Origin of the sequence: Rhizobium sp. BK112 (genome assembly GCF_014193215.1) — a bacterium.
Lineage (GTDB): Bacteria > Pseudomonadota > Alphaproteobacteria > Rhizobiales > Rhizobiaceae > Rhizobium > Rhizobium anhuiense.
The window spans coordinates 151000-173275 of record NZ_JACHYZ010000008.1; the positions used below are offsets into that span (position 1 = coordinate 151000).

Consider the following 22276-nt stretch of genomic DNA (forward strand, 5'->3'; position numbering starts at 1 on the left):
TTGAAAGCCGGGGGCTCTGCTCCGGCTTTTTCTATGTGCCCTTGTTTCTATGCCGGGCATTTATCGGTATTGGAGAAATCGACGCTGCCGTCAGGCTTGAAGACCTCAGGATTCTTTTCATAAAGCGCGCCGATAACGAGCGGTTTGCTCGGCAGCACTGTCTGGTCGAGGTCGGAACGGAACTGCGTTTTCAATTCCTGCAGCACCTTGCCGTCCTTGTCGACCAGCCGGACACTCACGGAATAGGGGCGGTCCTTGCGCACACAGTGCAGGTTCTCGCTCTGCAGCGCGATCTTGTCGTCGATCGGGTAGATCTTCTGATTCAGTACCAGCGGATCGCCACCTTCAGGATTTTCGAATTCGGCGATGATCACCGAACCGTCGGGAATGGGTCCTATCTTCTTCAGCGTCAGCAGATAGGTGGCGCTCGCCACCCGATAGTTGAAGACGAAGAGATGGCCGGTGACCTCGACCAGATTTTCCGCCTGGCGCTGGCAGGCGGACAGCAGCCCGACAGTGACCGCCATCACGATCCAATAATTCCTCATGGCGTCTCCTCCTTCTTGCGGCGATAGTGCCGATTGGCCTTGGCGCGGTTGCCGCAGACCGCCATGTCGCACCAGGCCCGGCTCCGGTTCTTGCTGCGATCGATGAACAGCCAGCCGCAATTTCCGCAGATCTTCATCCGCTCCGGATCCGGCATGGCGATCAGCCGTAGCACCGAATGGGCAGTAGCCGAGGCCAGGCTGCCGGGGCTTGGGTCGCGCAATGTCTTCGCCAAGGCTTCCAACAGCCCGGCCAGCAGTTGGTCGTTGCCGCCATCGAGTATACGCTTGCGGAAATAGAGGTCGATCTCTTCCCGCAGCGCGATGAAATCCGCCTCGTTTTCCGCCGCCACCGGCGCGATGTCGCCGAAGAGGGCGCGTTCGGCGCAGAATTCGGCGGCCGCGCGCGGAAAACTCCGCATCTGATCGCTGACTGCGAAGCGATCGATCCGCCGCGTAGCATCGTGGCGCAGAACGACGCTGTTGGCGACATCGAGCGCCAGTGCGCCGCCGGCAAAGCGGTGAGGGGTCCAGGAAAAGCTCATATTGAAATTATAACTGGCAAAATAGGTTTTACCAGTTATAATTTTGCGGACGCGGAGTGTCTGGAATGGCCTATCTTCTGCAGCAGCTGGCGAATGCGGTTCCGCTCGCTGCCCTCTATGCCGCGCTCGCCTTCGGTTATGCCGTGGCCTTCGGCGTGACGAAGCGGGCCGACATCACCTATGGGGCGATCTTTGCTTTCGCCGGCCAGATTCTGCTGCTCTTCACCGAACTCGCCTATGTCAGGTTCTGGCTGGTGCTGCCGGCGGCTCTTGCCATCGGCGCCGGCGCTTCCATCGTCTATTCGCTGGCGGCGGGCCTCTGGATCGGCCGCTCGATCATGCTGCCGCTGGTCAGCAAATCGCCGAATACGGTCATCGTCGCCGCCCTCGGCATGATGATCGTGCTGATGGAGACAGCCCGGCTTGCCGCCAATAGCCACGGCATCTGGCTGCCGCCGTTCCTGAACGACACGGTCGTCTTCTGGAGCGACGGCCTGTTCAAGGTGACGCTCACCTATATCCAGCTGATCGACAGCGCGCTGATGTGCGCCATCGTCGCGGTGGGTGCGCTGATCCTCAGGCGCACGGCCTGGGGCCGCGTCTGGCGCGCCGTCACCGACGATCCCTTGGCCGCCGAACTCTGCGGCACCAGCGCCGATCGCGTCTTTCTCGGCGCCTATGCGGCCGCGGCCCTCGTCGCCACCCTCTGCGGCATCCTCGCCACCTTCTATTACGGCTCGATGGATTTTGGCGCCGGCCTGATGTTCGGGCTGAAGGTGCTGCTGATCGCTGCCGTCGGCGGCTACTCCGATCCGCTGCGCTCGGCCGGTGGCGCTGCCGGGCTTGCCGTCGTCGAAACCTTGTGGGGCGCCTACGGCCCCTTCGTCTGGCGGGATCTCGTCATCTTCTCGCTGCTCGTCCTGCTCCTGGTCATGAGCCGCAGGGAGCGCGTCGTGCTCTGATCATTTCCACTTGTCGCGCGCCGTATCGTCGGCGTCTTTCGCCGCGACCCAGTTGCCCGTAGCGCCATCCTTGCCATGTTCCTTCTTCCAGAAGGGGGCGGCGGTCTTCAGGAAATCCATGACGAAATTGGCGCCGTCGAACGCCGCCTGCCGGTGCGGTGCGGCTGCGACGACCAGGACGATATTCTCGCCGGCCGCGATCTTGCCGTAGCGGTGGATGGCGGTCAGGCCGAGAAGTCCGAAACGCGTTATGGCAAGATCGCCGATGCGCCGTATCTCCGCCTCCGCCATGCCGGGATAATGCTCCAGTTCGAGGGCCGCCAGCGTACCGCTTTCATCGCGGCAGAGACCGGAAAAAGTGACGACGGCGCCGATACCGGCTTTATCTTTGGAGAGCAGATCGACCTCGGTCTGCAGGTCGAAGTCTTCGTGTTGAACGCGGATGGTGGGGGTAACGGTCATGATAACATCCCCGACTGTTTTGATGCCGTAGCGGGAGGTATGGAGAGGGCGGAGGGGTATCGATACGACACCACCATCACCGCTTCATCCCCCCGTCATCGGCGGAAATATCCCGATCTCCCGTGCGGCGCCGATCGGTTCGTCATGCTCGACATGCTCCATGTCGAGCGCCACGCGGATCACCTCGGGATATTGAAGTGCGGTCTCATATTCTTCGCCGAGCGTCTTCAAATGATTCAGAAGATCGGCGACGGTGACGACGGAGGAGGGGAGGTCGATCTCCTCTTCTCCCTTGCCGATGCGCTCGCGCACCCATGCGAAATAGACAAGCCGCGTCATTCCTCGTCATCCACGATATGTTTCAGCCCGGCGCGGAAATAATCATAGCCAGTATAGATGGTCAGCAGTGCGGCGATCCACAAGAGCGCGATGCCGGTCTGCGTCGTATAGGGAAAAATTTCGTCACCGGCCGGGCCGGCGAGCAGGAAGGCGATGGCGACGAGCTGCAGCGTCGTCTTCCATTTGGCGATCCGTGTCACCGGTACGCTGACCTTCAGCGCCGCCAGATATTCGCGCAGTCCCGACACCAGGATCTCGCGGCAAAGAATGGTGATCGCCGCCCAGATCGACCAGCCGGCAATCGTCTGGTCGGCCGCGACCAGCAGCAGGATCGAGGCGACCAGCAGCTTGTCGGCGATCGGATCGAGCATGCGGCCGATATTCGACGTCTGATTCCAGATGCGTGCGAGATAGCCGTCGAGGAAATCGGTGAGCGAAGCGATGACGAAGATCCACAGCGCCACCCAGCGCGCCGTGTTGCTGATCGACAGCCTGCCCTCGATGAAGAAGCAGAGAACGATCAGCGGCACGGCGAGGATGCGGCCGTAGGTCAGAAGATTGGGAATGCTGTACGCACGCGATGCCATGGGATCGTTTCTCTGAATTGATACGCCGTTACAGCGCCGCGCGTCTTTCTGAGGCGCGCAAAGGACGCTGTAACATTTTGAACCTGCGCATCGTGCTTTCCGAAAATCGAGTCCGATTTTCGGGCCGATGCGGTAGATGACGGCTTTGGCCGCGGACCGTCAACATTCTTTCTGTCTTTTCACCGCCTTTGCGTGGAATTTGCGACGGAGGCCGGTTATTTCGCGGCGTCGTCGTGGAAATGATTATAGACCTGCTTGGCGACCGCTTCCGATATGCCTTCCACCGCCATCAGGTCGGACAGGGCGGCGCGCGAAACCGCCTTCGCCGTGCCGAAATGCTGGAGCAGCGCCCGTTTGCGCGATGGGCCGATGCCGCCGATCTCGTCGAGCGGGTTCTTGATCATTTCCTTCTTGCGCCGCGCCCGGTGTGAGCCGATCGCGAAACGATGCGCTTCGTCGCGCAGGCGCTGGATGAAGTAGAGCACCGGATCGCGCGGCGGCAGCGTGAAGCTCTCGCGCCCCGGCGGAAAGAAACGTTCGCGCCCGGCGTCGCGGTCGACGCCCTTGGCGATGCCGATCGCCGTGACGCTGTCGGTGATGCCGAGTTCGGCAAGGATGGCGCGCACCGCCGTCATTTGCCCCTGGCCGCCGTCGATCAGGATCACATCGGGCCAGGTGGGGAAGGGCATGTCGGCGGCGTCGGGTGTGGCCGCCTGCACCGTCCGGTCTGGAATGCCTTCCTCCTTGATCAACCGCGAGAAACGCCGTGTCATCACCTCCTTCATCATGCCGAAGTCGTCTCCGGGCGTGATGTCGGTCGATTTGATGTTGAACTTGCGGTACTGGTTCTTGACGAAGCCTTCCGGCCCCGCGACCACCATGCCGCCGACGGCATTGGTGCCCATGATATGCGAGTTGTCGTAGATCTCGATGCGCTGCGGCGCATAGGAAAGCCCGAACGTTTCCTTGAAACCCTCGAGCAGCCGCGACTGCGACGCCGTTTCGGCGAGCTTTCTCCCATGCGCCTCGCGTGCATTGCCGACGACATGATCGACCAGATCGCGCTTCTCGCCGCGCTGCGGCACGAGGATGGAAACCTTGTGGCCGGCCTTTTCGCTGAGTGCGGCAGCGAGCAGTTCCAACTCCTCGACCGTTTCCGACAGCATGATCTGCTTCGGCACCGGCTTGTCGTCGTAGAACTGCGCCATGAAGGAGTTCAGCACTTCGGCGCTCGAAAGCTGCGGATCGGCCTTTGGGAAATAGGCGCGATTGCCCCAGTTCTGTCCGGTGCGGAAGAAGAACACCTGGATGCAGGAAACGCCGCCCTCATGGTGGATGGCGAAAACATCAGCCTCTTCGACGCCGGCCGGATTGATGCCCTGGTGGCTCTGCACATGCGAAAGTGCCGCCAGGCGATCACGATATATCGCCGCCCGCTCGAAATCGAGGTCCTCGGCCGCCTGGTTCATGGCCTCGGCCATATGCGACTTCACCTTCTGGCTCTTGCCGGACAGGAAGTCCTTCGCCTCCTGCACCAGTTCGCCATAACCCTCGTCGCTGACCTCATGCGTGCAGGGCCCGGAACAGCGCTTGATCTGGTAGAGCAGGCAGGGTCGCGTCCGCGTTTCGAAGACGCTGTCGGTGCAGGTGCGAATCAGGAAGGCGCGCTGCAGCGAATTGATCGTCCGCCCGACAGCGCCGGCCGAAGCGAAAGGTCCAAAATAGTCGCCCTTTCGCGCTCTCGCACCGCGATGCTTGAAAATCGCAGGCGCCCGGTGGTCGCCGGTGATGAGGATGTAGGGGAAGGACTTGTCGTCGCGCAGCAATACGTTAAAGCGCGGCCGCAAGCGTTTGATCAGATTCGCTTCCAGAAGCAGCGCTTCGGTTTCCGTGCGCGTCGTCACGAATTCCATGTTCGCCGTCTGGCGTACCATCTGGGCGATGCGGTTGGAATGCACGCGGCCGACGGCGTAATTGCCGACGCGCTTCTTCAGACTGCGCGCCTTGCCGACATAAAGTACGTCGCCCTCGGCATTGAACATGCGGTAGACGCCGGGGCTGTTCGGCAGCCGCTTGACGAATTCACCGATCAGTTCCGCGCCGATGAGCCCGGTTTCATTGAGGCTGCCGGCGTTCCAGTCGACGGCTGCGGCAAGCGGGGCGGCGGCGGAAACATCGCCTTCCACCTCGATATCGTCTTCGCTCTCATCCGTCTCGTCGTAGAGAACGCCGCCATCCGGCAGCTTTCGTCCGTTCATTCCGTAATCTCCGCCACATCGGGCGTCTGCCAGGCGAGGTGCTGGCCGCCGTCGAGGGCAATCATCTGGCCGGTGATCGAGGGCGTGTCGTAAAGGAAGCGAATCGTTTGTCCGAATTCCTTCAGCGCCGGCCCTCGCTGCAAGATAAGGGCTGAGACCTGCGCTTGGAAGTCCTCCATCGCCTGCCGCTCGCTCGGCATCGAGGGGCCGGGGCCGATGGCATTGACGCGGATGCGTGGCGCCAATGCCTGTGCAAGCGTCTGCGTCGCCGTCCACAGAGCGGATTTGGAGAGGGTATAGGAATAGAAGCTGGGCCTCAGCGCCCAAACCCGCTGGTCGATGATATTGACGATCAGCCCCGATGCCGCAGCGGGCATCTGCTGCGCGAAGGCCGCCGCAAGGATAGAGGGCGCACGTACATGCAGGTCGAAGTGCAATGCCCAGGTGGCGGCATTGAAACTACGCGCTGAATCATGCTGGAAGACCGACGCATTGTTGACGAGCAGATCGAGCGGCCCGAGTGCTTCCGACGCCTTCGCGACCAACGCGCCGGTTTCGCCGATATCGGTCAGGTCGGCCTGCAAGGCGGCTGCCCGATATCCCTTCCGCCGTAATTCCGCCACCAGCTCTTCGGCTTCACCAATGGAGCCGTTCGCGTGGATCGCGACGGAAAAGCCATTTGCAGCAAGGTCTTCGGCGATTGCCCGTCCTATTCTCTTAGCTGACCCTGTTATAAGGGCCGTGCGAAGTCTTTCGTCGTTCAAAATCTTGCTTTCTGATCCCGCGAGTCTGCCTGCAGACTATATAGGGGCCGGCGGAGATTATATAAATAGGCCGTTGCGGTTGCGTCCCCGAGCGAGATATTCTATGTATTATTTAAGAATGCGATTTACTAAAATAAGTATTTTAAGTTTAACTCTTCGGTATGGTTAATGAAGTGTATGTTGCGTCAAAGCAACATCGAATTTCAGCCATGCGGCTGCCACAATGATATCACAATTTGGCTCTTTCAAATCCGCATTTGAGTTCCAATTTCAGTCTCGATCCGGAAGGGACATCTGGCAATATCCCGCCAATGCTTCACTGATAGACAGATGACAAGCGGCGCGGGACTGAAAGGAGACTAAGTATGCGTGTACTCATTGCTGGCCTCATGGCCTCCGTTTTTGCAATTGCGGGCGTCTCGGCAGCTCAGGCGGCCGATGCCGTCGACCAGGTTCCGGAAGCGCCGGTTGCCCAGGACGCTCCGGTCAAGCCGGCAGGAAACTGGGAAGGCTTTTATCTCGGCGGCGCCGGCACCTACAACATGGGTGACTTCGGTTCCGACCGCCACACCTATGGTTTCGGCGGCCAGGTCTTCACCGGCTACAACTGGCAGGCGGGCCAGATCGTCTACGGCGTTGAATCCGACCTCGGCTACAGCGGCGACGACGTCTCCTCGGGCGGCGTCAAGAACAAGTATGGCTGGAACGGCTCCGTCCGTGGCCGCGTCGGCTACGACATGAACCCCTTCCTGCTCTACGGCACGGCCGGTCTGGCGATCGGCGACGTCAAGGTTTCCGACGACACCTCGGACGAAAGCAAGACGAACTTCGGCTATACGGTCGGCGCCGGCGTCGAAGCCTTCGTGACCAACAACATCACGACGCGCCTGGAATATCGTTACACCGACTACCAGAGCAAGGACTACGACCTCGACTCCGGCAGCTTCTCGCGCGGTTACGACGAGAACAGCGTCAAGCTCGGTATCGGCGTCAAGTTCTAAGCCGGACAAACCGTTCAAGCATGAAAAGCCGGGCTCATCGCCCGGCTTTTTGCTGTCCGCTTGTTGGTCCGGTCGTTCAGCCGTGCGCTTTGAGCACACTCAGCCCTGGGATTTGAGCTCGTTATGGGCAGGGAATTTCTTGCCGAACTGCTGCAGCCAGTCGGTCAGCGGCGCATGATCGGCCTCCCACTGGTCCTTGAAGCGCAGTTCGAGATAATCGAGCGTCGCGGCCAGCGCGAAATGCCCGCCGCTGAGCTTCTTGCCGAGCTTCGGCGGATTGGCGCTCAGATGAGCGAGCCCGCTCGTCGCCTTCTTCCATTGCCGGTCGATCCACGGCTGGTGAACCTTGTCCTCGTCGCGGAAGCGCCGCTCATAGACGATCGCCAGCAGGCAGTCGCAGATGCCGTCGCAGAGCGCCTCGAGGATTTCCGCATCCGTGCGCTTGCCCTTCTTGGAGGGGTAGAGCCCACCCTTCGTCAGCCGGTCGAAATAATGCATGATCGCCACGCTGTCATAGATCGAAAGCCCGTCATCGGTCAGAAGCGTCGGAATCTTGCCGAGCGGATTGTTATCCACCAGGATCGCCGGTCCGGTATTGGTGTCGACCCGGATGGCATTCAACTCCAGCTCCAGAAAATGCGCGGCCATCCGCACCTTGTTGGAATAGGGCGAGGCGGGCGAACAAAGGAGCTTCATGGGACACCTGATGAGATTGTGGATTGCGGCGCGGACTATCCGCGAAGCTAGCGCATAACCCCGAAAATCGAAATCGATTTTCGGAAAGGATTATGCGCAAATTCAAAGTGCTACGGCGTCTTTGCGCGTCTGAAAAGACGCGCGGTGCTGTAGTTAGCTATCGTCCTTTATGGCCTTGTTCTCGCCGCGCAGCCAGAAGGCGCGGTGCGAGGCGAAACGATCCTGCGCCAGATGGTCCTTCAATGCGGGCAGCAATTGGTGCAACTCGTCCTTCAGCGTGAAGGGCGGGTTGACGATGACGAGGCCTGAGCCCGTCAATCCGGTAGTGCCGCGGTCGCTGCGAACCACGAGCTCGGCGCAGAGCATTTTCGGGATGTCGAGCGCCTGCAGGCTCTCGTGGAATTCCTTGATCGGCGCGCCCTTCTTCAGTGGATACCACAGGCAATAGGTGCCGCCGGGAAAACGCCGATAGGCCTTTTCCAACCCTTCGGCCAGACGCTGATATTCATCCTCTTCCTCGAAGGGCGGATCGACGAGCACGATGCCGCGCTTCTCCTTCGGCGGCAGATGCGCGCCGAGCGCCAGCCAGCCGTCGAGCTCGGTGATGCGGGCATGGTGATCGCCCTCGAACAGCCGGTGCAGCCTGATAAAGTCCTCGGGGTGCAGTTCCATGGCCGACAGCCGGTCCTGCGGGCGGAACAGCATGCGCGCAAGTTTCGGCGATCCAGGATAGAAGCGGATGCCGCCCTCTGGGTTGAGTTCGCGGATTGCCCAGAGGTAGGGCTCGAGCAGTTCGGAAACCTGAGGTCCGAGCTCGGCCTCCATCAGCTTGCCGATGCCCTCGAGCCATTCGCCGGTTTTCTGCGTTTCCTCGGAGGAGAGGTCGTAGAGGCCGATGCCGGCATGCGTGTCGAGCACGCGGAACGCCCCATCCTTCTTCTGCATGTAGCGGATCAGCCGCGCCAGCACGGCATGTTTCAGCACATCGGCAAAGTTGCCCGCGTGGTAGATATGGCGGTAGTTCATTTTCGCTGATGTCCGTATGAATTCGCGTCATGGCGAGCTTTTGTGGCTTTTGGCCGTGCAAGCCTTGGAATATACAAATGCCATGAACATTGCGACCCCCATCCACGCCAAATCAGAAAAGCCGGCCAACAGGGTGGGCCACACCGCCTGTCCGCATGACTGTCCCTCCACCTGTGCGCTGGAGGTCGATATATCAGAGGATGGCCGCATCGGCCGTGTGCGCGGCGCCAATGACCATTCCTACACGTCAGGCGTCATCTGCGCCAAGGTCGCCCGTTATGCCGAGCGGCTCTACCATCCCGACCGCCTGATGCATCCCTTGCGCCGCGCCGGCGCCAAGGGGGCAGGGCAGTGGCAGCAGATTTCCTGGGACGATGCGCTGGATGAGATCGCCGAAGCCTTTGTGAAGGCCGAGGCGAGGGACGGCAGCGAGGCGATCTGGCCCTATTTCTACGCTGGCACCATGGGCTGGGTGCAGCGCGATTCGATCGATCGTCTGCGTCATGCCAAGCGTTACTCCGGCTTCTTCTCCTCGATCTGCACCAACCCCGCCTGGACCGGCTTCACCATGGCGACCGGCACGCTGCGTGGTCCCGATCCGCGCGAGATGGGCCGCACCGATTGCGTCGTCATCTGGGGCACCAACGCGGTCTCGACGCAGGTCAATGTGATGACCCACGCCATCAAGTCGCGCAAGGAGCGCGGCGCCAAGATCGTCGTCATCGACATTTACGACAATCCGACGATGAAGCAGGCCGACATGGCGCTGATCGTCAGGCCGGGTACCGATGCAGCACTCGCGTGCGCTGTCATGCACATCGCCTTCCGCGACGGCCATGCCGACCGTGATTATATGGCGCGGTATGCCGACGATCCCGAGGGTCTCGAAGCGCATCTGAAAACCAGGACGCCGCAATGGGCCGCCGCCATCACCGGTCTTTCGGTCGAGGAGATCGAAGCCTTCGCCAGCCTCGTCGGCACCACGAAGAAGACCTTCTTCCGCCTGGGCTATGGCTTCACCCGCCAGCGCAACGGCGCGGTCGCCATGCATGCGGCCGCCTCGATCGCCACCGTTCTCGGCTCCTGGCAATATGAAGGCGGCGGCGCCTTCCATTCGAACAGCGATATCTTCCGCATGAACAGCGCCGAACTGACCGGCCGGTCGATGAAGGATGCCGATATCCGCATGCTCGACCAGTCGCAGATCGGCCGGGTGCTGACCGGTGATGCGGTGGCGCTCCGTCATCGCGGCCCGGTGACGGCGATGCTGATCCAGAACACCAATCCCGCCAACATCGCCCCCGAGCAGCGCCTCGTCAGACGCGGCTTTGCCCGCAACGACCTCTTCGTCGCCGTCCACGAGCAGTTCATGACCGAAACGGCTGAGATCGCCGATATCGTCATTCCGGCGACGATGTTCGTCGAGCATGACGATATCTACCGGGCCGGCGGCCAGAACCATATCCTGCTGGGGCCGAAGCTGGTCGAGCCGCCGCCGACCGTGCGCACCAATCTCTTCGTCATCGAGGAACTGGCCAAACGCCTCGGCGTCGCCGATCGTCCCGGCTTCGGCTTCACCGCCCGCGAGATGGTCGACCGCATCCTCGAATCGAGTGGCCTGCCGGATTATGAGCATTTCCTCGAACACAAATGGTTCGATCGCCAGCCCGCCTTCGAGGAGGCGCATTATCTGAACGGCTTTGCCCATCCGGATGGCAAGTTCCACTTTCGCCCGGACTGGATCAATCAGCCGGCGCCGAACAAGCCGCCGGCCGCCATCGGGGTGCTCGGGCCGCATGCCGAGCTTCCGGCCTTCCCTGATCAGGTCGATGTCATCGAAGTCGCCGATTCCGAGCATCCTTTCCGGCTGGCCACGTCGCCCGCCCGCAACTTCCTGAATTCGAGCTTCTCCGAGACCAAGACCTCTCGCCAAAAGGAAGGGCGCCCCGAGGTGATGATCAATCCCGCCGACGCCGAAGCCAATGGCATCGCCCATGGCGATCTCGTTCGCATTGGCAACAGCCGCGGCGATCTGCGCATCCACGCCCGCATCACCACCGAAGTGAAATCCGGCGTGCTGATCGCCGAGGGGCTTTGGCCGAACAAGGCGCATGTCGATGGCGAGGGCATCAATGTCTTGACCGGCGCCGACCCCGTCGCACCCTATGGCGGGGCGGCCGTTCACGACAACAAGGTCTGGCTTCGCAGGGACGCAGCATGATGCAGCCGACATCACGCGTGAAGATCGTCAGCGAAGAAATCCTGTCGAATGGCTGGACGCGGCTCTCCAGCTACCTGCTCGATTATATAGACCGCAAGGGCGCAACCCAGCGGTTGAAGCGGGAGGTCTACCACCGCACGCCCGCCGCCTGCATCCTGCTTTATGATCCCAGGCGCGACCTTGTCGTGCTCGTTCGCCAGTTCCGCCTCCCTGTTCATCTCAATGGCGATCCCGCCTGGACAATCGAGGTGCCGGCCGGCCTTCTCGATGATGATCATCCCGAGGCGGCGATCCGCCGCGAGGCGATGGAGGAGACCGGTTATCGGCTGCGCGACGCGCGCTTCCTGTTCAAATCCTATACCTCGCCGGGCGCCGTCACCGAGGTCGTCCACTTCTTCGCAGCCCTCATCGACACTGCCGACCGCGTGGCGGAAGGCGGCGGCCTGGACGAAGAGCACGAGGATATCGAGGTCCTCGAAGTCCCGCTCGACGCGGCCGCGGCAATGATCGAAACTGGCGAGATCTTCGATGCCAAGACGATCGTGCTGTTGCAATGGGCGCTGTTGAACAGGGGCAAACTTCGTTAGCGGGTAAGGCGATCGAGACCTGGTTCGTCAAGTTACTTCGGGCGGATCGACATGATCCGCGACCCGTTTAGTTTTCTCCGCGAACTCGCATCATCTGCTGAAAGGCGCGCTGCTTCAGTGCAGGTACCGCATTGATGATGCGCATTACGCCGCGCGTGACAGCGAGTTGAAGTCTGCCGACAATCGGCCGATGGACCAGGTCGCTGGCATCCATCTGCTTTTTCGATTCTCGGATCGCTTCGGTACTGTAGCGAAGCATCTCGACTTCGTAGGCATGTATGGCTTCGACAAGCGGTTTTCGCCCTTGGTTCGCTTCAACCAGCATGTGTCCGAGCAGTGCGGCATCGCGAAGCGCGGTATTGGCGCCCGCGCCTCGTCCTGGCGTCATCGTATGGACGGCGTCACCGAGCAGAGTGACATTCGAACTCGCCCAAGGCGTCAGCGGGACGGCGGTTCTCATCCTGATATCGTGGATCGTCGAGGGCTCCGTCATCTGAATGAGCGCACGTAAGTGCGGATGCCAGTCCCGGGTGAGTTTCAAGCCCAGTTCTCTCAATTGTTCGCCGCTCAGACCGGTCGGGTCCCGCGGCCAGTTCTGCCGAGCGCCCCATACCCCCCAACCGACGCTGTCCTCGTCGAGTGCTTCGACGAAGTCCGGCCAACGAGCAACAAAATCTGGGTCGCTTCTAGTGCCGGCGAACTCGAGCGAGTGAATGATTGCGCCGAAGCCCATCGGCGCCATGATCAGCGACATGCCTTGAAACATTTTGTCCGACAGCAGAGCTTTCGTCGCGACCGTCATCGGAATTTTGCCCCCGAGCGACACGATCCCCGTGTCTTCCAGACGCGCTTCCGGCAGACGTTGCTTGCGTACAGTCGAATTCGTGCCGTCAGCGCCCACCAGCACATCTCCCGTCGCGAGACTTCCATCCTGAAAGCAAGCTATGACCGACCCGTCGGCACTGTTTGTGTAACTTTGAAGCGTCTTCCCGAAGAAGACGTCGTCTTCAAGTCCTCTGAGTAGAACCCGCCTCAGCGTCTTTCGAATGACGTTCTTTTCACCGTCGAGAGCGTTCGGGCCTGCATCATCGATATCGAAGCTCAGGACTTCGCCCAGTTGTTCAGTGAGCATGTTGAAATAGCGTGGCGACCTGGCGCAGGTGGCGACATAGAGATCGTAGAGTTCGCCGGGGACACAGGCTTTTAGCGCGCGGCTTCCAGCCGGGCTGATGCCGACGCGATGACCACCACTGTCGGCGCTCGGCGCAAAGTCGCGCTCATATACCGCTATGCAAACCCCAGCCTGCTTAAGCAGATGTGCGAGTGCCAAACCGCCGGTCCCGGCGCCGATAATCAAAACCTTCATGGTGTTGGTCCTAGTCGAGTTTGGGGGCGATGGAGAATTTGGCGGCGATCTGTCTCAGCCACTCCTCTGTCCAGGTGATACGCTGGGCGCTGAGGTCCCCGACAATGCCACTGACCCAGGATAATTCGGCTGCGTGGATCGCTCGGAGATATTCCATCTCGAGAAGGAAGAGCCTTGGAACAGCCTGAGCTTCCTGCAAGACGTCGTCGATCCTGCGAAGTTCCGACTCGATGGCTTTTGCTCTGAGCTCAAGCTGGCTCGCCACATCATCAGGCGTAAGCAGCGGAAGAAATGACATCGCCGCGGGGAATTCCGGATATTCTCGCGTCAGGGTCGACAATATCGCCCGCATCCATTCAAGCGCGATTTCGCGGCCCTTCTCAGTTATCTCGTACACGGTTCGCTCTGGACGCTTGTCGTCCCGGACTGTTTTCCGCGGGATGATCAAGCCCTCGCGTTCGAGCCGCTGGATTGTTTGATAAAGGCTCGCCCTCTGCGTGACATTGATCACTTCGTCCTTGCCGCGCTCCTTAATGAGCCGCTGCATTCGGTAAGGATGCATTGGCTCTTCCATGAGCATTGCAAGGACGGCGAGCGCGACTGGAGAGCGTTTGATAGATGTCATAGTAATAATACTACTAGTTTATTTATAACTAGTCAATTCGAAGCTCCAGGTCGCTGGATTCGAGACTCGCGCTGTTTGAAACGATGGTCGTGAATCCGCGCGGCGAGCGCATTCAACCAATTCCAAAGCGCAAGTTTCCGCTTTAAGGTGATCGCGCTCGAAATTTCATACGACTGTCACGAAGCGGTTTTATCCGCTGCGGCTTGTCAATCATCGGATGCGGTCAGGAGAAAGCCCATGTGGCTCAGCAATTTCACCCTCGTTCTCCCAAACGAGGTGGTGAGTGAAGGTGCCGTGCGTGTTGAGGATGGCGTCATCGCTGAGATCAGGCCGGAGCCGGTCGCCGCCGCTGCCGTCGATGGCGGCGGACGGCTGCTGATGCCCGGATTCGTCGATCTGCACGGCGACATGATCGAGCGCGAGATCGCCCCGCGGCCGAACGCGACGATGCCGATCGATTTCGGCATCCACGAACTCGACAAGAAGCTTGCCGCCGCCGGTGTCACGACCGCCTTTGCCGCCGTCTCTTTTGCGACCGAGAGCGTCTACGGCCATGTCCGTTCGCTGGAGACGACCTCGGCAGTGATCGAGGGCATCAACCGTCTGCGCGATGATCTGCTGATCGACCACCGCGTCCATGCCCGCTACGAAATCACCAATGTCGGTGCAGCCCCGGCACTCGAGCGTCTGCTGAATGCCGACCAGATCGACATGGTGTCGCTGACCGACCACACGCCGGGCCAGGGCCAATACAACAATCTGCAGAGCTACATCCTCAGCATTTCCGAGCGCCGCGCCATCTCAGAGGACATGGCGGCGGAGATCGTCGCCAAGCGCATCGCCATGCGCAACAATCCTGACATCGAGGCCAAGCTGAAGGAGATTGTCGCGCTGTCGCTGAAGCACAAGCTGTCGCTTGCCTCGCATGACGATGACAGCGTCGAAAAGGTCGCCGAAATGCATGATCTCGGCGTGACCATCAGCGAGTTTCCGGTCACGGCGCCTGCGGCGGAAGAGGCGCGCCGCCGTGGCCTCTGGACGCTGATGGGCGCGCCGAACGCGCTGCGCGGCCAGTCGATGTCGGGCAATCTCAGCGCCCTCGATGCCGCAAGGGCCGGCCTGCTCAGCGTCATCGCCGCCGATTATCATCCGGCCGCCTTCGTGCCCGGCATCTTCAAGCTTGCCGACATGGTGGAAGGCGGCCTGCCGGCAGCCGTTGCCATGGCGACCGGCAATGCGGCCCGTTCGGCCGGTCTGTCGGATCGTGGCGAGATCGCCCTTGGTCAGCGCGCCGATCTCGTCGTGGTCGAACCGGGCGATATCAACCGCATCCGCGCCACTTTCCGCGCCGGCCGCTTCGTCTACAGCGACGGCACGCTGCATCCGCTGCGGGCTTTGGCGGCTTAGCTGCACGTCTGAGCGTCGAAATAATCCCTCCACCACAGAATGACGAGATCCCGGCTAAGCTGGCTTTCTCGTCGACGGTACCCCGACTATCACATAACTCCGGAACAAGACGCCAACGATGCGGAGTCAAGATGTCATCTGAGCCGAGATTGCTGCACAAGGAGTGGGGGCTGCTGCCGTTCGTTTTAAGTGGAATCGCGACAATATGTGTAATTGTTGTGTCAATTTACTACGATAACCAATATGGTATCCCGAACGTCTATATAGGTGGCAAATATATACAATGCAAAAAATCGGCTGCTTCCTTATTGAATGCGATTATATTTGTATATAAGTATCCATGATTTGTTCTGATATTTATTTCTTTGATTTCTGTTGTTTTTTGTTATATATACGACAGGGGAATATTTGTTTTTGTTGTAATATATTTTGTAATATTCAACTATCCATTTGCTACGATATTGAGCGGATCCAAGATTGTTTTAAGTCAAGCTTCGGTAGAGACGCTGTGTGAGAGGGGAGGTTACGGCTCGGTCGCGATTCACCTTCCTCTATTGTTTTTGTCCTCTTACGTAATCATTGGAAATATTGTTCTGGTGGCCAAGCGATGGCTCAGAAGGAGAATCAAGAATACCTGATACCACAGGATGGAATCAGTTGGCTGACCTCTGTGATTATTTTGGGGTCATAGCGGCGGGCGCTGCTCAATTCTTTCCGAAAGCTCCGGTGTTCAGATCAGTAGGGAAGACCTGATAAAGTTACCGGCTTTCAGAAAATAGCGCAGCAATCTAAGCGCGGTCGCCGATCAGCGAAATCAGCTGTGCCTTGGGTGCGGCGGTCGAGGCCTCCGCGCCGACGGCCTTGCCGCCTTCCATCGTCACCCGGCCTTCGGCAAACAGCCGCAGCGCCTGCGGATAGATTTGATGTTCGATGGTGAGCACACGCGCGGCAAGGCTTTCGGCTGTGTCGCCCGAGAGAACCGGTACGGCCGCCTGGCCGATCACCGGCCCTTCATCCATGCCCTCGGTGACGAAATGCACCGTGCAGCCCGCGATCCGCATCCCGGCGTCGATCGCCCGCTGATGCGTATGCAGGCCGGGAAACAGCGGCAGCAGGGAAGGGTGGATGTTGAGCATCCGGCCTTCGTAACGCTGGATGAAAGTTGCCGTCAGTAGCCGCATGTAGCCTGCCAGGCACAGAATGTCGGGCGAAAGCTCGTCGAGCGCCGAAAAGATCGCCGCCTCATGCGCGTCCTTGCTGGCGTAGTCCTTGCGGGGGAAAGCGAAGGTGGCGATGCCTTCGGCATCAGCCTTGGCAAGCCCGCCGGCATCCGCCTTGTCGGAGATCACCCCGACGATCTCGGCCGGATAGTCGGCGGCCTTCGCCGCCGCAACCAACGCCATCATGTTGGAGCCGCTGCCTGATATGAAGACGACGACGCGTTTGCGCGGTGCGCTCATATCGCAAGCGTGCCCTTGTAGACCGTGCCGGCAGCGCCTTCGTCGCGGGCGATCATGCGGCCGAGCGTGATCACAGTCTCGCCCTCGGCTTCGAGGGCGGCCGAAACGGCCGCGACGTTCTCGACGGCAACGACGGCGATCATGCCGACGCCGCAATTGAAGGTGCGCAGCATTTCCCTGGATTCGACGCCGCCCGTCTTGGCGAGCCACGAAAACACCGCTGGAACCTTGACGGCATCAAGATCGATCTCGGCGGCTAGGTGTTTCGGCAAGACGCGCGGAATGTTTTCCGGGAAACCGCCGCCGGTGATGTGCGCCAGCGCCTTGATGGCGCCGGTCTCGCGGATCGCCTTCAGAAGCGGCTTCACATAGATGCGGGTCGGCTCGAGCAGCGCTTCGCCGAGCAGCCTGCCTTCGGCAAAAGGTGCGGCGGCGCTCCAGTCGAGGCCGGACAGTTCCACGATCTTGCGTACCAGCGAAAAGCCGTTGGAATGGACGCCGGAGGAGGCGAGGCCGAGGATCACGTCACCCTCGGCGATATCGCCCGAGGGCAGCAGCTTGCCGCGTTCGGCAGCACCCACGGCAAAACCGGCGAGATCGTAGTCGCCGGAGGAATACATGCCGGGCATCTCGGCGGTCTCGCCGCCGATCAGCGCGCAGCCGGCCTCGCGGCAGCCGGCGGCAATGCCGCCGACGATGGCTGCGCCCTGGTCGGGGTCGAGCTTGCCGGTCGCGAAATAATCGAGGAAGAACAGCGGCTCGGCGCCCTGCACCACGAGATCGTTGACGCACATGGCGACGAGGTCGATGCCGACGGTGTCGTGATAGTCGGCATCGATGGCGATCTTCAGCTTGGTGCCGACGCCGTCATTGGCGGCGACCAGAACCGGATCGCTGAAGCCCGCCGCCTTGAGGTCGAAGAGCCCGCCGAAGCCGCCGATCTCGCCATCGGCGCCGGGACGGCGCGTCGAACGCACTGCCGGCTTGATCTTCTCGACGAGGAGGTTGCCGGCATCGATATCGACGCCTGCATCGCTATATGTCAGGCCGTTTTTCCCAGACTGGCTCATGCTGGTCTCCGATGGCTATTTCAGGCGGCAAACGTGCCGCGTCATCTGCCGGTCGCAATTGCATGACAGGGGCGTTTATGCAAGCGTTGCATGGCAAAAGCCCCCAATTTCCCGCGTCTCCCTCCACCCTTTCCGGGATTTGACGCGACAGGGTTGACCATCTTTGCGCCTGCATCCTATGTGCTGAATGGCCGCTTCGGATCGGATGCGGCGTTTGGCGGCGGCGAGCAATCAACGGGGAAGCGATGCCACAGCATGTCAGCGGCAACAGTCTCAAGCGTCAGATCTTCTTCTGGCTGGCAGTGCTCGTCTTCTTCATCGTCTTTCTCTATGTCTTCAGCTCGATCCTGCTGCCTTTCATCGCCGGCATGGCGATCGCCTATTTCCTCGATCCGGTGGCCGACCGGCTTGAACGCCTGGGCCTGAGCCGCATGATGGCGACCATCGGCATTCTGGTCGCCTTCGTCATCGTCTTCGCCTTAGCGCTGATGATCCTCATTCCGGTGCTCATCAGCCAGTTCAACGATTTTGCCGAGCGTCTGCCGGGTTATATCGGTCAGTTGCAGCAGTTCATCACGCAGGCGCAGAATTCGCTGCTGCCGGACTGGGTCGAGAACCAGATGGGCGCGATCAAGGACAATCTCTCCGGCATCCTGTCGGAGGGTATGGGGTTCCTCACCGGGCTCTTCGCGCAGATCTGGAATTCCGGCAAGGCGATCGTCGACGTCATATCGCTGCTCGTCGTCACCCCCGTCGTCGCCTTCTATATCCTGCTCGACTGGGACCGCATGGTCGCCAAGGTCGATCAGTGGATCCCGCGCGATTATGTCGGCGATGTCCGCCAGATCGCCAAGGAGATCGACCAGGCGATCGCGGGCTTCATCCGCGGCCAGGGCTCGCTCTGCCTTATCCTCGGCATCTATTATGCCGTCGGCCTTTCTCTCGTCGGGTTGAATTTCGGCCTGCTGATCGGCCTCTTCGCCGGCATGATCAGTTTCATTCCCTATGTCGGCTCGATGGTTGGCCTCGTCCTCGCCATCGGCGTGGCGCTCGTGCAGTTCTGGCCGGATTATCCGTGGATCGGGCTGGTGCTCGTCGTCTTCTTCAGTGGTCAGTTCCTGGAAGGCAACATTCTGCAGCCGAAGCTCGTCGGTTCCAGCGTCGGCCTGCATCCGGTCTGGCTGATGTTTGCGCTTTTTGCCTTCGGCGCGCTCTTCGGTTTCGTCGGTCTTTTGGTCGCCGTGCCGGCCGCCGCAGCCGTCGGCGTCCTTGTTCGCTTCGCGCTTTCACGCTACCTTCAGAGCGATCTTTATTTTGGCGGGTCATCAAGCGGCCGCGCCAGGAAGACGAAATCAGTTCCCAATGAATGACGTCAAGAACGCTGATCCGAAGCGCAAGGCCGGAGAGCAGTTGCCGCTGGTCTTTTCGCACGATGCCGCAAGCGGGCGCGACGACCTCCTGATCTCGGAGCGTCTCGCCGCCGCCGTTTCGATCGTCGATGCCTGGCCCGCATGGCCATCGCCGGTCGTCGTGCTCGCCGGCCCGGTCGGCTCGGGTAAATCGCATCTTGCCCGCATCTGGCGGGACTTGAGCGGCGCCGTCGACATCCATCCCGAGCTCGGCTCGGATGCCGCCGTTGCCGCCGCCGCCGGCCCGGTGCTGTTCGAGGACGCCGATCGCCTCGGCTTCGATGACAACGCGCTATTCCACGTCATCAACAGCGTGCGCGAAAACGGCACCAGCCTGTTGATCACCAGCCGTCTCTGGCCGATGTCATGGCCGGTTTCGCTGCCCGATCTGCGCTCACGCCTGAAAGCGGCAACCGTCGTCGAGATCGGCGAACCCGATGAGGCGCTGTTGTCGCAGGTGATCGTCAAGCTCTTCGCCGACCGGCAGCTTTATATAGATGACAAACTCGTGCTCTATATCGTCAACCGGATGGAGCGGTCGCTGAACGCGGCCCAGACGATCGTCGAAAGGCTCGACCGGCTGGCCCTGTCGCGGGGTACGAAAATCACCCGGTCTCTTGCGGCCGAAGTATTGAATGAATTGGGAAATTCAGAACCGGCCGATTGACTGTCACAGTTCCGTCGTCAAACTGATATAATTGCCTTTGGCGATTGAGAACGGGGTAAGCGGACAATGGATAGTGCAGTCGCAGAACATCAAGAACTCGCTCCCGAGATCAACGACAACACTCCCCCGCTGGAAGAGCTGCTCAAGAGCCCCGAGCGCTTCATCAACCGAGAATTCTCCTGGCTGCAGTTCAACCGCCGTGTCCTCGAAGAAACGCTGAATACCGAGCATCCGCTGCTCGAGCGCGTCCGCTTCTTGTCGATCTCAGCCGCCAACCTCGATGAATTCTTCATGGTGCGTGTCGCCGGCCTCGAGGGCCAGGTGCGCCAGAACATCGCCATCCGCAGCCCCGACGGCAAGACGCCGGCCGAGCAGCTCGACTCGATCCTGCAGGAGATCGACCATCTGCAGATGGAGCAGCAGGCCTCGCTCGCCGTCCTGCAGCAATATCTCGCCAAGGAAGACATCCTGATCGTGCGCCCCGGCGCCTTGAGCGATGCCGACCGCCAGTGGCTGGCCGCCGAATTCGAACAGGCGATCTTCCCGGTCCTGACGCCGCTGTCGATCGATCCGGCCCATCCGTTCCCCTTCATTCCGAATCTCGGCTTCTCGATCGGCCTGCAGCTCGTCAGCAAGAACGGCCGCGAGCCGATGACGGCGCTGCTGCGCCTGCCGGTGGCGCTCGACCGCTTCGTTCGTCTGCCGGATGATGGAAACACGATCCGCTACATCACGCTGGAAGATGTCGCCAACATCTTCATCCATCGGCTCTACCCGGGTTACGAGGTGCAGGGTTCCGGTACGTTCCGCGTCATCCGCGACAGCGATATCGAAGTCGAGGAAGAGGCCGAGGATCTCGTCCGCTTTTTCGAAACGGCGCTGAAGCGCCGCCGCCGCGGTAAGGTCATCCGCATCGAGACCGACTCGGAAATGCCGGCCTCGCTGCGCCAGTTCGTCGTTCAGGCCCTCAATATCCCGGACAATCGCGTCGCCGTTCTGCCGGGTCTTTTGGCGTTGAACACCCTGTCCGAGATCACCAAGGCGCCGCGCGAGGATCTCAGGTTTGCCCCCTACAATGCGCGATTTCCCGAGCGCGTCCGCGAACATGCCGGCGACTGCTTTGCCGCCATCCGCGAAAAGGACATGGTCGTCCATCACCCCTACGAATCTTTCGACGTGGTGGTCCAGTTTCTTCTCCAGGCTGCGCGCGATCCTGACGTCCTGGCGATAAAGCAGACGCTTTACCGTACCTCCAACGACAGCCCGATCGTCCGCGCCCTGATCGACGCCGCCGAAGCCGGCAAGTCGGTGACGGCGCTGGTCGAGCTCAAGGCCCGCTTCGACGAAGAGGCGAACATCCGCTGGGCGCGCGATCTCGAACGCGCCGGCGTGCAGGTCGTCTTCGGTTTCATCGAGCTCAAGACCCACGCCAAGATGTCGATGGTCGTCCGGCGCGAGGAAGGCAAGCTGCGCACCTATTGCCACCTCGGAACGGGCAACTACCACCCGATCACCGCGAAGATTTATACCGACCTTTCCTATTTTACCTGCAATCCCGTCATCGCCCATGACATGGCGAATATCTTCAACTTCATCACCGGCTACGGCGAGCCCGAACAGGGCATGCAGCTCGCCATCTCGCCCTATACGATGCGCCCGCGCATCCTGCGCCACATCGAGGAGGAGATCCAGCATGCCAGGAACGGCGCGCCGGCCGCGATCTGGATGAAGATGAACGCGCTTGTCGATCCCGACATCATCGATGCGCTCTATCGCGCCAGCCATGCCGGCGTCGAGATCGATCTGGTGGTGCGCGGCATCTGCTGCCTGCGCCCGCAGGTGCCCGGCCTTTCGGAGAAGATCCGCGTCAAGTCGATCGTCGGCCGCTTCCTCGAACACAGCCGCATCTTCTGCTTCGGCAACGGCCACGGCCTGCCGTCCGATAAGGCGCTGGTTTACATCGGTTCGGCCGACATGATGCCACGAAACCTCGATCGCCGCGTCGAAACCATGGTTCCGCTGACGAATCCGACCGTTCACGAGCAAGTCTTGTCACAGATTATGCTCGGCAACGTGATTGACAATCAACAAAGCTACGAGATATTGCCCGACGGTACGTCGCGACGCATGGAAGTGCGCAGGGGCGAAGAACCGTTCAATGCGCAGCAGTATTTCATGACCAATCCGAGCCTGTCGGGCCGTGGTGAAGCTCTGAAGTCCAGTGCGCCGAAGCTGATCGCCGGCCTGCTCGAAGGCCGCAACAACAAGTAAAACTGGAC

At 60.7% G+C, this 22276-nt stretch carries 21 protein-coding genes; 8 read left to right on the forward strand and 13 right to left on the reverse strand.

The features are described 5' to 3' along the window. Positions 1–47 precede the first annotated feature (47 nt). Both FHT75_RS21945 and FHT75_RS21950 read right to left on the reverse strand, forming a co-directional pair. Complete coding sequence (locus FHT75_RS21945) at positions 48–548, reverse strand: hypothetical protein (RefSeq protein ID WP_025570196.1); 501 nt, start codon at positions 546–548, stop codon at positions 48–50. Beyond that, a complete protein-coding gene (locus tag FHT75_RS21950) occupies positions 545–1090 on the reverse strand; it encodes a CGNR zinc finger domain-containing protein (protein ID WP_025570198.1) in 546 nt (181 codons plus the stop codon). The genes FHT75_RS21945 and FHT75_RS21950 overlap by 4 nt, the downstream gene beginning before the upstream one ends. A 65-nt stretch (positions 1091–1155) precedes the next feature. On the opposite strand from FHT75_RS21950, the gene FHT75_RS21955 reads away from it, so the two are divergent. Beyond that, a complete protein-coding gene (locus FHT75_RS21955; RefSeq protein ID WP_025570200.1) occupies positions 1156–2052 on the forward strand; it encodes a branched-chain amino acid ABC transporter permease in 897 nt (298 codons plus the stop codon). Here FHT75_RS21955 and FHT75_RS21960 read toward each other — a convergent pair whose 3' ends face one another. The 5 genes from FHT75_RS21960 to FHT75_RS21980 form a co-directional block, all read right to left on the reverse strand. Further along, complete coding sequence (locus tag FHT75_RS21960; protein ID WP_025570201.1) at positions 2053–2514, reverse strand: molybdenum cofactor biosynthesis protein MoaE; 462 nt, start codon at positions 2512–2514, stop codon at positions 2053–2055. It abuts the gene before it with no gap. Between the two features lie 84 nt (positions 2515–2598). Beyond that, on the reverse strand, positions 2599–2853 hold the full coding sequence (gene moaD, locus FHT75_RS21965; RefSeq protein ID WP_025570203.1) for a molybdopterin converting factor subunit 1: 255 nt from the start codon (positions 2851–2853) through the stop codon (positions 2599–2601). Further along, positions 2850–3440 carry a CDP-diacylglycerol--glycerol-3-phosphate 3-phosphatidyltransferase gene (gene pgsA, locus FHT75_RS21970; protein ID WP_003574129.1) on the reverse strand — a complete coding sequence of 197 codons (591 nt, stop codon included), beginning with the start codon at positions 3438–3440 and terminating at the stop codon, positions 2850–2852. Before pgsA ends, moaD begins: the two co-directional genes overlap by 4 nt. A 215-nt stretch (positions 3441–3655) precedes the next feature. Beyond that, positions 3656–5698, reverse strand: coding sequence for an excinuclease ABC subunit UvrC (gene uvrC / locus FHT75_RS21975; RefSeq protein WP_025570206.1), 2043 nt, complete (start codon positions 5696–5698; stop codon positions 3656–3658). Next, a complete protein-coding gene (locus FHT75_RS21980) occupies positions 5695–6462 on the reverse strand; it encodes an SDR family oxidoreductase (protein ID WP_028758703.1) in 768 nt (255 codons plus the stop codon). Before FHT75_RS21980 ends, uvrC begins: the two co-directional genes overlap by 4 nt. Before the next feature lie 365 nt (positions 6463–6827). Between FHT75_RS21980 and FHT75_RS21985 the strand changes: the two genes are divergently transcribed. Continuing rightward, positions 6828–7463, forward strand: a complete 636-nt coding sequence (locus tag FHT75_RS21985) for an outer membrane protein (protein ID WP_025570209.1) — start codon at positions 6828–6830, stop codon at positions 7461–7463. Between the two features lie 99 nt (positions 7464–7562). Here the strand turns inward: FHT75_RS21985 and FHT75_RS21990 are convergent, their stop codons facing one another. Both FHT75_RS21990 and FHT75_RS21995 read right to left on the reverse strand, forming a co-directional pair. Continuing rightward, the gene (locus tag FHT75_RS21990; RefSeq protein ID WP_063474261.1) at positions 7563–8159 is read right to left on the reverse strand and encodes a glutathione S-transferase; all 597 of its coding nucleotides are present in this window, start codon (positions 8157–8159) and stop codon (positions 7563–7565) included. A 153-nt stretch (positions 8160–8312) separates the two neighbouring features. Further along, complete coding sequence (locus FHT75_RS21995) at positions 8313–9185, reverse strand: 23S rRNA (adenine(2030)-N(6))-methyltransferase RlmJ (RefSeq protein ID WP_025570213.1); 873 nt, start codon at positions 9183–9185, stop codon at positions 8313–8315. A 16-nt stretch (positions 9186–9201) separates the two neighbouring features. On the opposite strand from FHT75_RS21995, the gene FHT75_RS22000 reads away from it, so the two are divergent. Both FHT75_RS22000 and FHT75_RS22005 read left to right on the forward strand, forming a co-directional pair. Then, positions 9202–11406, forward strand: a complete 2205-nt coding sequence (locus FHT75_RS22000) for a molybdopterin oxidoreductase family protein (protein ID WP_025570215.1) — start codon at positions 9202–9204, stop codon at positions 11404–11406. After that, positions 11403–11993 carry an NUDIX domain-containing protein gene (locus tag FHT75_RS22005; RefSeq protein WP_025570217.1) on the forward strand — a complete coding sequence of 197 codons (591 nt, stop codon included), beginning with the start codon at positions 11403–11405 and terminating at the stop codon, positions 11991–11993. The genes FHT75_RS22000 and FHT75_RS22005 overlap by 4 nt, the downstream gene beginning before the upstream one ends. A gap of 67 nt (positions 11994–12060) precedes the next feature. Here the strand turns inward: FHT75_RS22005 and FHT75_RS22010 are convergent, their stop codons facing one another. Both FHT75_RS22010 and FHT75_RS22015 read right to left on the reverse strand, forming a co-directional pair. Beyond that, a complete protein-coding gene (locus tag FHT75_RS22010; protein ID WP_025570218.1) occupies positions 12061–13359 on the reverse strand; it encodes an FAD-dependent oxidoreductase in 1299 nt (432 codons plus the stop codon). 10 nt (positions 13360–13369) lie between these two features. Continuing rightward, positions 13370–13984, reverse strand: coding sequence for a PadR family transcriptional regulator (locus FHT75_RS22015; protein WP_025570219.1), 615 nt, complete (start codon positions 13982–13984; stop codon positions 13370–13372). Positions 13985–14221: 237 nt separating this feature from the next. On the opposite strand from FHT75_RS22015, the gene FHT75_RS22020 reads away from it, so the two are divergent. Continuing rightward, the gene (locus FHT75_RS22020) at positions 14222–15391 is read left to right on the forward strand and encodes an alpha-D-ribose 1-methylphosphonate 5-triphosphate diphosphatase (RefSeq protein ID WP_025570221.1); all 1170 of its coding nucleotides are present in this window, start codon (positions 14222–14224) and stop codon (positions 15389–15391) included. A gap of 788 nt (positions 15392–16179) precedes the next feature. Here FHT75_RS22020 and purN read toward each other — a convergent pair. Further along, the gene (gene purN, locus FHT75_RS22025) at positions 16180–16851 is read right to left on the reverse strand and encodes a phosphoribosylglycinamide formyltransferase (protein WP_025570223.1); all 672 of its coding nucleotides are present in this window, start codon (positions 16849–16851) and stop codon (positions 16180–16182) included. Next, positions 16848–17921 carry a phosphoribosylformylglycinamidine cyclo-ligase gene (purM, locus tag FHT75_RS22030; protein ID WP_025570225.1) on the reverse strand — a complete coding sequence of 358 codons (1074 nt, stop codon included), beginning with the start codon at positions 17919–17921 and terminating at the stop codon, positions 16848–16850. The genes purN and purM overlap by 4 nt, the downstream gene beginning before the upstream one ends. A 245-nt stretch (positions 17922–18166) precedes the next feature. On the opposite strand from purM, the gene FHT75_RS22035 reads away from it, so the two are divergent. The 3 genes from FHT75_RS22035 to FHT75_RS22045 all read left to right on the forward strand — a co-directional run bounded on the left by FHT75_RS22035 (position 18167) and on the right by FHT75_RS22045 (position 22268). Then, complete coding sequence (locus tag FHT75_RS22035; RefSeq protein ID WP_025570227.1) at positions 18167–19291, forward strand: AI-2E family transporter; 1125 nt, start codon at positions 18167–18169, stop codon at positions 19289–19291. Beyond that, positions 19284–19997, forward strand: coding sequence for a DnaA regulatory inactivator HdaA (gene hdaA, locus FHT75_RS22040; RefSeq protein WP_025570229.1), 714 nt, complete (start codon positions 19284–19286; stop codon positions 19995–19997). The genes FHT75_RS22035 and hdaA overlap by 8 nt, the downstream gene beginning before the upstream one ends. Before the next feature lie 66 nt (positions 19998–20063). Then, positions 20064–22268 carry an RNA degradosome polyphosphate kinase gene (locus FHT75_RS22045; RefSeq protein WP_047616369.1) on the forward strand — a complete coding sequence of 735 codons (2205 nt, stop codon included), beginning with the start codon at positions 20064–20066 and terminating at the stop codon, positions 22266–22268. Positions 22269–22276: the final 8 nt, after the last annotated feature.